Source organism: Tenacibaculum sp. 190524A05c, assembly GCF_964036595.1.
GTDB lineage: Bacteria > Bacteroidota > Bacteroidia > Flavobacteriales > Flavobacteriaceae > Polaribacter > Polaribacter platacis.
In genome coordinates, this window is sequence record NZ_OZ038523.1 from 740,583 (window position 1) to 756,696 (window position 16,114).

Below are 16,114 nucleotides of genomic sequence, written 5' to 3' on the forward strand. Positions count from 1 at the left end.
TTTTTTGTAAGTTGCAACAGCTAAATCGAACCAATAGCTACTAAAAACCCATCTTATGAAATCTTTTCATTCTTTACTTTTACTACTTATAATTTCTTTTTCATGTACTACGAAAGAAACTCAGAATAAACTAGCTATTGGAAGTTATAAGGCCTCACTTTTAATTCAAGATAATGAAGTAATTCCGTTTAATTTTGATGTATTAAATGAGCATAAACTCAATATTTATAATGCAGATGAAGTCATTAAAGTTCATGAGATTTCTTATCAAAATGATTCTGTAAAAATTCAATTACCTTATTTTGAAGGATACATAACTGGAAAGATATCTAAAGATGGAATTCAGGGTTACTTTATAAAACCAAGTTTGAATAGAACAGTTCCTTTTGTAGCAAAACCTAATTTACCTCGATTTAAGGTTACCTCAGAAGCTACGAAGAACATAACTGGAAATTGGGAAACTGTATTTAGTCCAGATTCAGAAGAAGACAGATACATCGCTAAAGGAATATTTAAACAAAATAAGAACAAAGTAGTAGGAACATTTAGAACCACTACTGGAGATTACCGCTATTTAGAAGGAATTATGAATGGTGATTCGTTACAACTTTCAACTTTTGACGGCGCACATGCCTTTTTATTTACAGCAAAAGCAACAGATTCTACCTTAAACGGATTCTTTTACTCAGGAAATCATTGGAAAGAACCTTTTACAGCAAAATTGAATAACGCCTACGAATTGCCTGGAGCAGAATCATTAACATATTTACGTGAAGGTTATGATAAAATTGAATTTTCATTTCCGAATGAAAAGGGAGAACTTATTAGTTTAGGAGATAACCGTTTTAAGGATAAAGTTACTGTAGTTCAAATTATGGGAACTTGGTGTCCAAACTGTTTAGATGAAAGTAAATACTATGCTGAGTATTACAACAAACATAAATCGAAAGAAATTGAATTTGTAGCTTTAGCTTTTGAAGTTGCAAAAACAAAGGAAGAAGGATTTCAACTAATTAAACGTTTAAAAGAACAAACAGGAATAAATTATCCTGTGTTATTGGCACAATACGGATCTTCTAGTAAAATTGATGCGCAGAAAAAACTACCAATGCTGAATCATGTACTCTCCTATCCTACTTCAATCTTTATAGATAAGAAAGGAAAAGTTAGAAAAATCCACACAGGATTTAACGGGCCAGCTACAGGAGTAAAGTATACTGAGTTTAAGCAAAACTTTGAATCGTTTATTACCCAGTTACTCAAGGAATAGTCATTTTTTTTATATTCACAAATTGGAACAAAAGTTCCTGTTATCCGGAATATTAAACCGATAAACAGGTATATTTGTTTTGATATAACTAGTTAGCACCAATTATGAAATCGAGTATTTTAATAAAGTTTCTACTTTTATTTGGGGTATTATACTCTTGCAATAAAAAAACTGAAAATACGAATTCGGGATTAATTGAAAATAAATTATTTGGAAAAGTAAAAAGTGTTGAGATAAAAACTTTTAAAAATGACACGCTAAAATCAGTAGAATTGAAAACCTATAGAAAAGACGGATTTATAGAAAAAAGTAAATTCCGTTTTGAGCCAAATTTATCATATGGAGAAACAATTTATGAATACAACAAGAAAAATAAGTTAGAAAAAGAAATAATAATTTCAAACGGAGATACAACTAATACGAATTTGTACATTTATAATAATCTTGGTTTATTAAAAAAAGAAGAATATTATGAGAACAAACTTCATTGCTTAACTAATTTTAAAATAGATTCTTCTGGAAAAATCATTGAAAAAAATTTTAAGTATGTGAATTCTGACGGTTTGAGAACTTTTAAATTCTACTATCCTGATAGTTTAACAACAATAATAAAGGAGTTTTTAAGAGGAAATCCAGATATAACAACTGAAATAAAAATTTATCCTAAACAAAATAAAAAGAGAGTATTTAAAAAAAGTCATTTTCCAAAAACTGAATTTGGAGAAATCTTGTATCATAATAGCGAAGGAAATATTATTAAAAAGGAAAAATATTACGAAGGAAAAATAACAGAAACTGAAAATTATAAGTACGAACTAGATTTAGAAAAAAATTGGGTAAAATCTGAAAGTGGCAAGATTAGAAAAGAAAGGAAAATTGAATATTATGAAAAATAACAGGTGCTAACAACGTGTATATTCAATTGCTTGTTTCTTTCCTACTTGGAAAAATCCTCGCGAATTTTCAATTCAGTAATTATTTGCTAAATTAGAGTTTGAACCACGCACCTGAAACATACACAAAACGTTTTAACACATTTTGAGAAACCTATCAGCTTACATATTGATATTAACTATTTGTTTCGGATGTTCGGACAAAAACTCTGAATGGAAATCTGAAATGAATGCAATAATATTCTTTGGAGCAGAACCGAAAAATGAAAAGTTTAATTTGACTTTCAACAAAACGGAAAACACACTGAATTTTAAATATGTAAATCAAATTGATACAACAAAAACGATAGCAATAAACAAAATAATTGATGCTGACACTCTTCTTTTCGGATTTGACAAGTTTGTGAAAATTAGCAAAAAGACTTTCATAAATGATGAACTTCAAGGATTGGAATTTGACTATTATGAAAAACTAGATTATGTAGATGACGCAACTGGACCGATTTTATTTAATGAGAAATATGGACTTCTTGCAATTAACAATGTATACGGACCGACAATCATATTTCTGGATAAAAAAAATGATTGTCTGACTGAATACATAATTAATAATCTAAATGAATAAAAAAACCGCTAACAATTTGTATAATTCATTTACTTCTTTCAGGAAGTAAACGCACCATACAAGAAACTTTGTACACAATTATGAAAAAGAACTTATTACTATTATCCTTGATCTTTAATCAAGTTTTATTTAGTCAAAATATTCATGAATTAAAATTTAGAAAATCAATTAAATTTGAAGTTTCTGAATCAATAAATCAATATCTATTAACAAAAAGTGATAAAAATAAGCTGAAATTAGATTCCATTAAAAAAATTGAAAGGAAGAATTTAATTGAAAATATTATTGGAAAATGGGAATATTTTGGATCTGATTGCTCTTGCTGTGTAAAACTAAATGAATCAAAAATAATTCAAAAATACATTGTGATTTCAAAGAATGAAATCAGTTTTTACAATGAAAAAATATCCAATAAAAATATTACCAATATAGAGCTTATTGAATTTAGCAATCAATTTGACAGCTTTTCAGAATTAACAGAGTTAGTTTATAAAGACAAAACTATTTGGACTTATAAAACTGATTCTTCAAAAGATTATATGAAAATCTATCGAAACGGAGAAGAAACAAATAGCGGAAGAACTAGACAAATTAGCGGAATTACAATCGATTATTATAAAAGAATGAAATAACAATGCACAACAAAGTGTATAATTAACTGCTGATGTTCCGAAGTTTGGTGATCTCAGTAATAATTCAATCTTATAAATTATATTTCGGCAACATCGTAAAACGACTCGCGTCCTTATCTCGCAAAAAAAACATAGACAAATTCGTTAACTCACATTTGAATGAACAATCTCAATCAAATAATAATTTTAGTCCTAACTTTGGGTTTTATTTCTTGTAATAACAAGAAAAAGACTGAGTCCAAAACAGGCCAAACGACTTCGGCTGTTTCAACAAATTTACAGGTTGACCATTTTAATATTTGGGTTAAAAATCCAAAAACAGCAAAAAAGAAATTGACAGATATCGGATTTACCTCTGTTCCTGACTCACTTTCAACAATTCATAAAGGACAAGGAACAACAGGACGTTATTTCTATTTTTTAAATAACTACCTCGAATTAATTTTTGTGTACAATCCAATAGAATTCGAAAAAAACAATAGAGAAAATAGAGGTTTAGATTTTGCTGAGAGAGCAAATTTTGATAAAAATGGTGCTTCCCCTTTTAGCCTTGCTTTGAAAATAAAAGACTACGATATAGAAAAAATTCCATTCAAAAAAGTAAAGTATCATCAAGAATGGATGAATGATAGTGAAAGTATATATTCAGCTATTAATTCAAAAATAAACCTAAAAGAGCCCTCTATTTTTGTAGTTTATCCAGAATTAGAATCGGATAGGTTTGAAACACTAACTGACTTAAAAAATATACCAGAAGAATATGCTTTTGTGAGAGCGTTTTATAAACATCCAAACGGAGCTAAAAAAGTAACGCATATCACAATTATATCCCCTGACCTAAACATGGAAACAGAAACAATCCAAGCTGTTAACAAAATTGAGAATGTAAGCATTAAAAATGGTGCAGACCATTTAATGGTTTTGACTTTTGACAATAATGCTCAAGAAAAAATATTTGACCTAAGACCTGAATTACCATTAATTATAAAAATATAAAAAATAGAAAACCGGTGGTAACGATGTGTATAAGTAAAAGTAGGGTAAGCGATAAACAAAAGTATAAACATAGAACATAAGTCAGTGCAAAACCGAAAGGTCTGGTAGTAAAAATATGCTACTACTCAGACACTAATCGATAGCACAAATTGAAAAAATGAAAAAAGAAATAACTTATTTACTATTGATATTAGGCTTACAAATATTCTCTCAGAACACTCAAACTGTTAGACTTGAATTGGTAAGTTTTTCAGACAAATCATATAATGATTTTGCACCAACTCTTTTTAAGAAAGGAATTTTATTTGTTTCTGACAGAGACAAGAGTACTAATTATTATAGTTTGTATTACTCTGATTTTAAATCAAAACCAAAAAAAGTAAAAATCAAAAATCAAAAATACCATATAGGACAAATTTTTTATGATGCATTAAATAGAACAGCATATTTGACGAAAACATCAAATGAAATTTCAAAGGATAGTACTACATATAATTTGGCTGTATTTTCTGTAAAAATTAAGGGAAATAAAAGAAAACGAATTGAAAAGTTAAGAAAATTAGATTTTTGTAATCCAAATTATAGTTATGGATATGCACAAATACATAATAAAAAGTTAACCATTCACAGTAATGAGAATAATGAATATTCCTTGAGTGTATATGAATCTAAAAATAATAAATGGGTAAAAGAAAAGGTCATATATAAAGATAAATATCCGATTTTAAATCCTACTTATAAGAATAACTCTACCATAGTTTTTGCATCGAAAAGACCTGGTGGAAAAGGTGGAGTTGATCTATATGAAATAGTAAAAATTAATGAAAAATGGGGTGAACCAAATAATTTAAAAGAATTTAACTCAGAATATGATGAACTAAGTTTGCTATATGTTAATGAGAATAAAGGATATTTATCGTCAAATCGTATTGATAATAAGGATCACATATTTAAGTTTACAATTAATCAAAAAGAATAACTAGAATAGTTACCAACACTACCTATAATTAAATACTGAATGAGAAAAATTACTTTTATCATAATAACTATTAGTGTATTGTTTTCATGTAATAGTAAGACTAAAAACAATGAACATGGCACCAAAGAATCGATAAGTAAACCAGATGAAAGTAAATCTTTTCAAAAACCTACTTCAAAGCTTCTTGTTAGTGACATACCCACAGCAGAAATACCTAAATCTATTGAAATAAAAGGGAGCTTATTAGTTGCAAAAAAATGGAAAGATAATAATGGAGAAAATATTTTGATTCTTTCTAGGAAAGGACCATTAAAAGAAACCGAATTTGAAGTTGAATTTTCAGGTGATGAACAATACGCTGAATTCTATGGTGAACAATATTTGAAAAAGGATAATGAATTTAAACTACTTTGGGACATTTATGATTTTGAAAGACATTGCCCTTTTGATTTGTGGATAGGTAACTTACCTAATTCGACACAAATAACAGATTTGGACGATGACGGAATTACAGAAACAACTATTACCTATAAATTGACTTGTAGAAGTGATGTTTCACCTTCGAGTATGAAAGTAGTTATCCATGAGAATAAAACAAAAATGGCTCTAAGAGGAACCATGATTCTAGATATGGATAAAAGTAGAATGTCGAATGATTTTGAATATGATTTGTCAAAAGTAGACACTACTGGATTATCGGAATATGAAAGAATAATCGAGTTATATGGTAGATACTCAAACGAAAATGATTTTAAAAACAAGCCTTCTGAATTCTTAAGCTTTGCGAAAGAAACATGGAAGAAGTTTGTTGGTAAAGATGAATTTAAACAGTTATAAAATGAGCATAACATTCTACATGGAATAATAGTAGCTTTCCGGATGTTGCGCTTCATATACTTAACGTTGTAAAACAATGCAAACGAAAATGAATATAATTAAATTACTTCTCAAACTGACCTTTATAATAATTTATGGAGTTTCATATTCTCAAGTTGAGATTATAGGATATGTAAAATCCTCTATTACAGGTGTAAAACCAATTTCAGAAATTTATATTGAACTCTTAAAAAGTAAAAAGCCTCTTTTAGAGAGAATGACAATGGCAGACAGCCTAGGTTTTTTTCGAATTAAAAATCTGAAACCAAATAAAATTTACGAAATTCAAATCTCTGTATCAGGTTATAATAATCATACTTTTAAAATAAAAACCAATGAAGGAATAACTAAAACTACTCTAACCATAGATACTGATTGTGAATATAGTGCCGAACAAGCAGAAAAAGATTGGAAAAATGGAAGACCTAAATTACTTTTATTCGGCTCAATTGTACCAACAGGCAATTCTCAATATGACATTAAGTTTGAAAAAAGCTATGGAATAGAATATTTTGATTTTGGTTGCACTCCTCCAACTGCAGAATGTATAAAAATATACAATGAACGAATCTTTAGATTTATGGATGAAAAATATGGAAAAAAATGGCGAAGTAAAGTTCGTTCAGATGTTGAATATTTAGATTGAAATAACATTTTTAAACTAGTTTTATAATTAATGTTGGTTAACTTTACTAAGTAACAATTCAATCTTATTAATTATCTTTCCGCAACATCTGAAAAGAACTCACATCCTTTTCATTCAAAAAATTAGACATAAATACGTTACAATAATTAAAAAAATCGATGAAAAAGAAATTACTAATTCTTACATTATTAATAATATCATCTTGTTACCCTGTAAAAGAAATTATATCAGAAAATTATAAAATAGATAATGATTTAGAATTTACAATACTTAAATATTCAGAACCAACAAATAATCCAGGTTATATTAGAAGTAACGATGACAAATTCATTACTTTAAAAATTAAAATGACCAATAAAAGTTTAAATTCTAGGGTGGTAAAATTTGATAAATACTATCTGGTTAACGACAAAAAGAATTTTAGAGCACCTTTATGGAAAGTTAACAGATTTGTAGAAAAATTATACACTGAAAATAAGAGTGTAAAATTTAACGGATTAGAGACAAAAAATCTTTACCTGAAATTTTTGGTTCCAAAAAAGGAACAAATAAATTATTTGATTTTTGATGATCAATTAATTGAATTAAAGTTCGGGAAAATAAAAAAAACAATGTTTTAAAACTATTGCCAACAACGTGCATAATTAATTGTGGCTAAATTTTCTCCGAGGAAATTCAATCTTATTAATTATCTTTCCCTCAAAAAAAACACCCACAAAAAAGTTGCCTACAATTATGAAAAACAGCATTCTCACAATAATATTTCTTTTAATTACAATCTTTAATTTTGGACAAGAAAGAATGTATGTAACGGCCGAAAGTGGATTAGTAGTAAGAGAAAAACCATCACTAAAGTCAAACAAAATTTTTCATCTTCCAAAAAATACAATGACTTATATTTCAAAGAAAACTGGTATAAATTTAGTTATTTCAGATGAAGGAAAAGAAATTAATGGAGAATGGTTGAAAATATATGGTTTTGATAATAAAAATACACAAGGCTATGTTTTTGGAGGTTTCTTGACAGACGAAAAACCTGAAATTTGGTATTCTGGAAAACAAGCATATTATAAAACTTACGATTATGATAATCAACAAGAAGGAACTTTTAAATCAAATAGTATATCTGAAAAATACCTGAATCAAAAATTACCAAGTATTGAACCAAATATAGAAATCTTAAACCCAAAAGAATTTCCTTACTTTCTTAATCCACAAAACACAAAAATTGTGCTTTTCGAAAACCATAAATTGAATAGTTTAAAACCGGCTGGAATTTTAAATAGTTTGACTCAAGTAAGAATTGACTCAACTTTTTATAAACTAAAATTTAGGGATTACACTAACTGTGTTTGGAATAGAATTAATATCAACGGAAAATATTATTACACAGATATAGATATTCACGACTTTTCTTTATCGAAAGAATTACCGAATCTTAATCAAAAAGTTAAAATTGTTGGTCAGTATGATGGTTATGATGGAGCTTATCATTTAGGTTATCCTGAATATTTTTTTATGATTTTTACTAATCGGGAAAATAAAGTGATTTATAAAACAAAAGTTCTTGATTTCCATCTTAATAACGAATTTGCTATGGAAGAGGATATTTTGAATATAAAATGGAATGAAAAAAATAATTCCTACGAAATAACTCTAATTGGAGCTGAACAAAAAACCAAAATTAGCTGGAATGGAAAAACATCTGAAATAAAAAAACTATAGGTAATACCTTTATAATTTATTGCGGCTCTACTGAAGTTTCGGGATCTCATCGGTATCTCAATCTTTTTAAATATCTTTCCACAACATCGGAAAACAACTCACGCCCTATTCCCGCAAAAAATCATATATAATTACGTTCGAGAACATAAAAATGAAACTTAATTATAAAACTTATAACAAAAAAAGAAATATCTATTATACAATTACAAGTATAATTGGAATGTCACTTTGCGTGTGGATTATAGAACTATATCAAAAAACCTTTGTAGAGCTTTATATTCTTTTTGTAATTGTATTAGGAGTTGGACTAATTGCAACTTTAATAGACTTCAAGTATTACAAAAAGACCTATTCACTTAAAGGATTCTCATCTATTTTCTTCGCTTTTTTGACAAACCTGAGCATATGGGGATTTACAACTTGTGCTTTATTTATGACAAGTAATTATTATTTCGAAAAGTCTAAGTCTAGGTTTAAGACTTATGAAATTATAGACCGATATTCAATCATTGGAAGCAAAAGAAATCGATCCGAAAGTACTCCGGTTTTTCAAATTCTACATAAAGTAAAGATAAAAGATATATATTTTGGGAATGACTTTTATAAAGATATGAATTCATTCAAAAATATTGAACTTGAAATAAAACAAGGCTTTTGGAAATTTGATATATTGATTAATAAAAAACTAAAAAAATAAAGTATCCCAAGAGAGTATATAATTAATTTAGAATGTCCTGAAACTTCAGAACTTTAAACAAAATTCAATTTTATTAATTATCTTCCCTGAATATGAAAAGATTGCTTCTAATAATATTTAGTTTCATAATTAACTTTTGTTCTTCTCAAACAAAAAAACAACTAATTGATTCAATAATTAAAGTCAATATAGTAGAATCTAATTGTATTGGATACGGTTGCATGCCTAGTACACAATACAAAAGATTTCAGAATCTAAAACAAAAACTAACTCAAAAAGAACTAAGTGAATTATTAAAACACGACAACCCTACAATACGAACTTACACCTCTATTGAATTTATTCAGTCTGGTAAAGGAAATCTTCCTGAAATGTTATCAACTGAATTACAAAAAAATGAAATGGTTGAAACTTTTGAAGGCTGCATAATAGACATTGAACCAATTTCATCAATAATTTATCACGAATATTGGAATAAAATCAGAATTAAAGCTTCTCGAAAAGTTAACGGGAATAATTACGAACAAGATTTAGCTATGAAAAAGGCTCTTGCGACTGACTTGATTATAGAAAAATTAGATAGTGTAATTATCTATTCAAAGAAAGAAATTTATTGGTTGCTTTATAATAGAACATTCGAAAACAGAAAACATAAAAAAAGTTATTTACCTCGAATTAAGGAATTGGCTTTTAAAGAAAATAATGCTTATGCATTTGATTATTTGAAAAAACACTACTATTCAGAATACTCGAATGAATTGGAAAACTATTTAAAAAATGACTTTCCAAATGCAAAATTTAAAACCGACAATGAAGTTTTCAATTTGCACTCTTTTATTAAAATATTATTGGAAAGTAAAAATGATGATTATAAAAATATTACAATCGAAAAACTAAAAACCAATCAAAGTTGGAAAAAACATAAAGGTTGGTTCAATACCACTTTGAAAAAACATGGAATTGAACTCTGAAAAAGTTCTTCACAAAACAATGAATAAACCTAATTAGCCTCTATTCGATATCTTCCAAATCAATTCGCTAGTTACTAATACAAATTCTTACACAAAAAATGTAACTTTAATCCCGAAAAAAAGGTTATACAAAGGCGTTCCGGTTATTTAAAAAACAAGTAAAATACACTATGAAATTTAAGAAGTTAAAACTGTATACTAATCAATTAGAATCAGAATTTGAGTTTTATTCCAAAACTTTAGGTTTTGAAGTTTTAGAACGAAAAAAAAAATATTTTTCTGTAAAAGTTGGTTGGAGTGAATTATCATTCGAGAAAAAAGAAAGAGAATATAAATACCATTATTGTTTTTTAATCCCTTCAAATAAACTTAACGAAGCTTTAGAATGGATGGAAAAAAGAACTGAAATTATAAATATTGGAAATGGTAAAAAAACTCAAAAATTTGACTCTTGGAATGCTGAATCATTTTACTTTTATGATGCAAGTGGAAATATTGCTGAATTCATTGTGCGATACGATTTGAATAATGACGATTCTGACGAATTTGACATTTCTAAAGTTTTAGGAGTAAATGAAATGGGAATGCCCACATCCAATGTTAAAAAAATAAATGACCAACTTCGAACTGAGTTACAAACAGAATACTGGAAAGGAGATATTGAACGGTTTGGTACAAATGGTTCACAAGAAGGAATTTTTCTTTTACCAAACTACAATTTAAAGGACATTTGGTTTCCAACATCAATAAAAATAAAACCTGAACCTTTTGAAGCAGTTATTGAAAATAAAGAAAGAGAATATCATGTAGAATATAGAAATGAAAAAATAAAAACTACTACCAATATTGATAATAATTAATACGGGGTTTATTGCATTTTGACAAAGTGGTCATATCATTGTGATTTGACTTTTGAAAAAGAAAAAATTAACTGAAAACCAAATGAGACGTAAGAATTGGACATCTGAAAAAATATTTAATCGCTTATTGAATAATAAGACTCAAAAAACATATTGGGACAATATCTCTGAATTGAGAAAGAGACCAAATCAAGAGGTATTTAGAAAAGCATATGAATTTGCTAAATCCGATTTTGATAAGCAAAAAATTATCGGACTTGATGTACTACAACAATTAGGTTTTGACCCAAGATATAATAAAAAAGAAACTGTAGAGTTACATTTTGAACTTCTTGAAAAAGAACAATCAGACAATGTACTTAAATCAATTTTTCACGGAATTGGACATAATAATGACGAATTGAGTGATAAACAAATTTTAAAACTTCCAGAATTTAAAAATGTTAAAAACACAGAAGTCAAACACGCTTTGATTTCAGCATTATCAGGTATAGAAAATATTAACACGATCAATGTTTTAATTCAATTTACGAGAGATAAGACTCCTTCAATCAGAAATTGGGCTACTTTTGGAATAGGAAGTTTATCAGAACTAGACAATTCCGATATTAGAAATGCTTTATGGAACAGGGTAAATGACTCAGACTTTGAGACAAAATCAGAAGCTATTGTTGGATTGGCAAATAGAAAGGACAGTAGAATTAAGAGCATTATTACTAAAGAACTAGAAAATGGAGATTATGGAACTCTTCTATTTGAAGCAATTTTAACTATTAAAGACAAAGATTTTATACCTCTTTTAAATAAAAATTTAGAAGTTGCCAAAACGAATGAAGATGACATTAAAAATGGTTGGGTACCTGCTTTAGAAAACACAATAAATGAATTAACAAAATAACAAACGTACAACAATGTGTATAGCGGATTGTTCCCTTCGGGATACTACGTCATCATACACGGAACGTTAGCTACCATAAGAAATGACAACTCTCGATTTATTAACTACATTTTGGAAAAATTGGATAATGCTTCCGTCATTTATATTAGGAATTATCGGATTCTTCTTTTTTGTTTATTCTGTCTCTAATGAAAACATAAAGAGGAAAAAATCAAAAATAACTGGAATTTCTTTACTGATATTCTTTGCTTTTAATTGGTTTATTGGTTTTAGTTTAGCGTGGAGTCTTGAAACACTTGCCAAAAATGAATTAATTAACTTTTTAAACCAACCTAATATCGAAATTGAAATTAATGGTGAGAAACTAGTTCCTGAATACTTAACAAGAGTTATTAGTGAATTAAAAAAAATTGAAAATTTAACAGCACATCATTCGCACCCTACAGATGAAATTGAATTAAAAATATCATCTGAAGAAGATTCTATGACACTAGTAGTTAGGCAAGATTCCGAAAAGAAATATGAATTTTGGGTATTTTCAAATAAGTATAATCATACTAAAGAAAATATAATTGGAAAATTGAATACTTTAGTGTTTATTAAATATTTCGGTGGCTAACAATATACAACCACAATTATAGCGGATTCGACTACGCCCGAATAAATTCGCTAGTTACTAATACAAACTCTTACACAAAAAATGTAACTTTAAGCCGAATCAATCGTTAAACAAATAAATTTGGTTTAATTAATAGAAAATGCCACATTCTATAGTTGCTATTATAACAAAAGATAAAATTGATAAAGAAAGAGCTGAATATTATGATTTAATTCTCTTCTCAGAAAATAACTTTACAGTAATTGGGTTAAGCGGATCGCATTCAGAATATTGGGCAAAAAAATTAAACATTTATGATGATTACAGTGATTTCTTTGGATATCCTGATGGTGTTTTTATAAATATAACTTTAAAAATGACTGAAGATATTGGGATCAAGAAGTTTGCATTAGTTGCGACTGATTATTTTGGTGGCTTGGGTACTCAAGCCGGTCGGATATTTGAAAACGGAAATGAAATATTCCTGGATGGATATAATGATCAAGAGCCGCTATTTAAAGGAACTAGTATAAATATTGCACTGAAATATATTGGAGTGAAAAGGGGTAAAAAGTCAGACGAATTCGACACCATTAACTTATCTAAATATAGATCATTTGAAAAATATTATATAAAATATGATAATGAATAACTAAAAACCAACGAACAAAAAATCTTGCAATCTATTCAAATCCCTTTTTTAGAAATTATAGCACTTCTATCCGTCCTTCATTGTTTAGTCTTAAGCTTGGTCATTCTTTTCTCAAAATTTTTTAGAAGTAAACATAATAACTACTTAGGATATACTTTATTGATTATTGCTATTGTTGGTATTAACAATTGGTTTTGGGATAGAGGCTCAAACCCAACAATTATTAGTTTATTAGATCTATTTCTTTGGCAATTTCTATATCCAGTAACTCTGCTGCATTTTTTTCACAAAACATCGGAGGATGAAACCAAAAAAATAGTAGGAATCAAATATCTATACCTCCTTTTTATTGTATTAAGTGCTTTTAATAGTGTCATATCTTTAAGTACCATATTCAATTTATATAGTTTACCTCAAACTATTTGTACTCATGTTGATCAGTTTTATAAAGGAATCAGTTTTTTGTCTGTTATCTTTCCGATGTATACAATTATCCTATCCTACAGGCTAGTTCTTCACCACAAGGACAATCCAAGTAAAAAATGGTTAAGACAGCTTTGGATTTATTTTTCTATCCTTATGCTATTTGGTGTTGCATTTGAATTGCATAGATTTTTGTATTCGGAAAAACTACCTTTTACATATTTATGGACCTTTGCTTCTATCTTCCTTTATTGGTTAGTTTATAAAGGGTTTTATCAGTTTAAATTATCTAATGATAGATATGAAATTAGAACAATTGCTAAAAAAGAGAAAAACCAATTAGCAAGCAACAGAAATACTAAAAACACCCACTTTAATAAACTACTACTTTTAATAGAAAAAGAAAAAATTCATCATGATCCAAATCTAAGTAGAGACCATGTTGCAGAACAACTCGAAATTAGTAGTGGATATCTTTCTCAAATTATAAAAGAAAATACTTCTGGTAGTTTTTCAGACTTTATCAATTATCATCGGGTAAAAGATATCAAAGCATTGATCAAGGATCCGAGATTTGATAACTATAGTTTACTTTCTATTGGTTTGGAATGTGGGTTCAATTCTAAAACGTCCTTTTATACCAATTTTAAAAAAGAGACAGGTTTAACACCGAACCAGTATAAGAACAAATAGGTTCTAAATTGTCATAAGTATAGATTTCCGAACTACGCTAACCCAAACAGAATGTAGATTTGCGGTAAATCTAAATAATTATAATATGACTAAATTTTTAATCGCGTGTCTATCTTTTTTAATGATTTCTATTACCTATTCGCAATCAATTGATGTTGATAGCTGGACTCAAGATCTTGATACTTATAAGAGCAACTTGGAAAAATATCATATCGATCTTTATCATAAAATTAATAAAGCAGATTTTGAAAAGGAATTACAGCAGATAAAATCAAACCTTAATAACAAAACCGACCTGGAGGTTATCATTGACCTTATGCGATTGACTCGAAAAATAGGTGACGGACATACAGCATTTTCGTTAAGAGGATTTGAAACCCATAATTTCCCGATTGAAATTTATAATGTCAATGGACAATGGAGAGTGATCAAAACAACTAAAGAGCACAAAAACCTTCTAGGTAAAATTTTGATACAAATTGATAACGAATCAATTGATAAAGTCTCCCAAGAAGTAAGTAAAGTTGCTCAATATATTGAAAACAAACAATCAGAGATTATTAGAACCGGACAATATTTAATGAAATCTGAAGTACTCTTTGGTTTGAAGCTAACAAAGAATCAACGTAAGGCAGATTTTATTTTTTTAGACGATACAGGAGAGAAAACCAATGTTTCTTTAGAAGCAATTGCGAAAACCGATTACCATAAAAAAACCGAATTTGAATCTTTCACTATAAATGTTCCAGAAATACAAAAACCTTCAGATTCAAAACTAGATTATCTTTGGTTTAGTCCTATTAAAAACACTTCAGCGATTTATATCAAATTTGAGAGCTACCCCTCTTTTCAAGATATGGAAGCCTTTGGAGGTTCCCTTTTGTATTACATCAACAAGAATCAAATTAAGCAAGTGGTTATTGATTTAAGAAATAATGGTGGTGGAGATTTTTTTATTGGTACTTTTTTGGCTTATTATCTTAATCTGGCTAATAGCATTGATTGGAAATCTGGAGTATACGTGCTAACGGATAAAGTTACTTTTTCTGCAGCCACGAGTAATGCTTCTCAATTCAGACAGATGTTAAATGCAAAAATTATTGGAGAACCTACCGGTTCTAATCCAACAGGTTATCAAGATATGGGAGAATTTACGCTTCAAAATTCTGGGAGAATTGTTACATATTCAAAGCGATTATTCCGATTCCAAGAACAGGTAACTCAAGGAGTACAACCAGATGTCCAGATACCATATGATTGGAAAAGTTACTCAAATGGAATCGATAATATGATGCAATGGATTATTAATGATATACTGAAAAAATAGGTGTTTGTATATTAGTTTAATTTTAAAACTATAGATTACTTAAGGAATAATCTATCACCAACATTCAAATAAATGAAAATGAATAATAGAAAAAATATATTTTTTGGATTACTACAAATTTTACTTTCACTCCTCTGGATTCGGGAAATGTCTATGTTCTATTATTACTATCACTATACAAACATACTTTTTGCTCTTAGATATCCTGATTGGGTTTTATTTACAAATATAGTTTTGAGTTTTATTAATCTTTATTATGGACTCAAGTTAATGAATAGTAAAATTACAATTAGAAAAAGCTATACCGCATTCGTCATTATAGTCACTTTTGGGGTATTTGTTAACTTTTATTA

At 28.1% G+C, this 16,114-nt stretch carries 18 protein-coding genes; all 18 read left to right on the forward strand.

Annotated elements, in window-relative coordinates:
* The first annotated feature begins 55 nt into the window (after positions 1–55).
* The 18 genes from ABNT61_RS03265 (at position 56) to ABNT61_RS03350 (ending at position 15,761) form a co-directional block, all read left to right on the forward strand.
* Positions 56–1,270, forward strand: coding sequence for a TlpA disulfide reductase family protein (locus tag ABNT61_RS03265; protein WP_348744840.1), 1,215 nt, complete (start codon positions 56–58; stop codon positions 1,268–1,270).
* Between the two features lie 104 nt (positions 1,271–1,374).
* The gene (locus tag ABNT61_RS03270; protein ID WP_348744841.1) at positions 1,375–2,166 is read left to right on the forward strand and encodes a hypothetical protein; all 792 of its coding nucleotides are present in this window, start codon (positions 1,375–1,377) and stop codon (positions 2,164–2,166) included.
* A gap of 142 nt (positions 2,167–2,308) precedes the next feature.
* Positions 2,309–2,788 (forward strand): hypothetical protein, encoded by a 480-nt coding sequence (locus ABNT61_RS03275; protein ID WP_348744842.1) that lies wholly within the window; start codon positions 2,309–2,311, stop codon positions 2,786–2,788.
* Positions 2,789–2,868: 80 nt separating this feature from the next.
* Positions 2,869–3,420, forward strand: a complete 552-nt coding sequence (locus ABNT61_RS03280; RefSeq protein ID WP_348744843.1) for a hypothetical protein — start codon at positions 2,869–2,871, stop codon at positions 3,418–3,420.
* A gap of 159 nt (positions 3,421–3,579) precedes the next feature.
* On the forward strand, positions 3,580–4,416 hold the full coding sequence (locus ABNT61_RS03285) for a hypothetical protein (protein WP_348744844.1): 837 nt from the start codon (positions 3,580–3,582) through the stop codon (positions 4,414–4,416).
* 157 nt (positions 4,417–4,573) lie between these two features.
* Positions 4,574–5,395 carry a hypothetical protein gene (locus ABNT61_RS03290; RefSeq protein WP_348744845.1) on the forward strand — a complete coding sequence of 274 codons (822 nt, stop codon included), beginning with the start codon at positions 4,574–4,576 and terminating at the stop codon, positions 5,393–5,395.
* 39 nt (positions 5,396–5,434) lie between these two features.
* Positions 5,435–6,232: a M949_RS01915 family surface polysaccharide biosynthesis protein gene (locus tag ABNT61_RS03295; protein ID WP_348744846.1), complete on the forward strand. Its 798-nt coding sequence runs from the start codon at positions 5,435–5,437 to the stop codon at positions 6,230–6,232.
* 88 nt (positions 6,233–6,320) lie between these two features.
* On the forward strand, positions 6,321–6,917 hold the full coding sequence (locus ABNT61_RS03300; RefSeq protein WP_348744847.1) for a hypothetical protein: 597 nt from the start codon (positions 6,321–6,323) through the stop codon (positions 6,915–6,917).
* Between the two features lie 158 nt (positions 6,918–7,075).
* A complete protein-coding gene (locus ABNT61_RS03305; RefSeq protein WP_348744848.1) occupies positions 7,076–7,537 on the forward strand; it encodes a hypothetical protein in 462 nt (153 codons plus the stop codon).
* A 115-nt stretch (positions 7,538–7,652) separates the two neighbouring features.
* The gene (locus ABNT61_RS03310) at positions 7,653–8,642 is read left to right on the forward strand and encodes an SH3 domain-containing protein (protein WP_348744849.1); all 990 of its coding nucleotides are present in this window, start codon (positions 7,653–7,655) and stop codon (positions 8,640–8,642) included.
* Positions 8,643–8,793: 151 nt separating this feature from the next.
* On the forward strand, positions 8,794–9,339 hold the full coding sequence (locus tag ABNT61_RS03315; RefSeq protein ID WP_348744850.1) for a hypothetical protein: 546 nt from the start codon (positions 8,794–8,796) through the stop codon (positions 9,337–9,339).
* Positions 9,340–9,560: 221 nt separating this feature from the next.
* Positions 9,561–10,310: a hypothetical protein gene (locus tag ABNT61_RS03320; RefSeq protein ID WP_348744851.1), complete on the forward strand. Its 750-nt coding sequence runs from the start codon at positions 9,561–9,563 to the stop codon at positions 10,308–10,310.
* Between the two features lie 170 nt (positions 10,311–10,480).
* Positions 10,481–11,170, forward strand: a complete 690-nt coding sequence (locus tag ABNT61_RS03325) for a glyoxalase (RefSeq protein WP_348744852.1) — start codon at positions 10,481–10,483, stop codon at positions 11,168–11,170.
* An 82-nt stretch (positions 11,171–11,252) separates the two neighbouring features.
* Positions 11,253–12,068 carry a hypothetical protein gene (locus ABNT61_RS03330; protein WP_348744853.1) on the forward strand — a complete coding sequence of 272 codons (816 nt, stop codon included), beginning with the start codon at positions 11,253–11,255 and terminating at the stop codon, positions 12,066–12,068.
* An 82-nt stretch (positions 12,069–12,150) separates the two neighbouring features.
* Positions 12,151–12,687: a hypothetical protein gene (locus tag ABNT61_RS03335; protein ID WP_348744854.1), complete on the forward strand. Its 537-nt coding sequence runs from the start codon at positions 12,151–12,153 to the stop codon at positions 12,685–12,687.
* A 139-nt stretch (positions 12,688–12,826) separates the two neighbouring features.
* Entirely contained in the window at positions 12,827–13,318 is a 492-nt protein-coding gene (locus ABNT61_RS03340) for a hypothetical protein (protein ID WP_348744855.1), read from the forward strand.
* 24 nt (positions 13,319–13,342) lie between these two features.
* The gene (locus tag ABNT61_RS03345; protein WP_348744856.1) at positions 13,343–14,434 is read left to right on the forward strand and encodes a helix-turn-helix domain-containing protein; all 1,092 of its coding nucleotides are present in this window, start codon (positions 13,343–13,345) and stop codon (positions 14,432–14,434) included.
* A 121-nt stretch (positions 14,435–14,555) separates the two neighbouring features.
* Positions 14,556–15,761: a S41 family peptidase gene (locus ABNT61_RS03350; protein ID WP_348744857.1), complete on the forward strand. Its 1,206-nt coding sequence runs from the start codon at positions 14,556–14,558 to the stop codon at positions 15,759–15,761.
* Positions 15,762–16,114 lie beyond the last annotated feature (353 nt).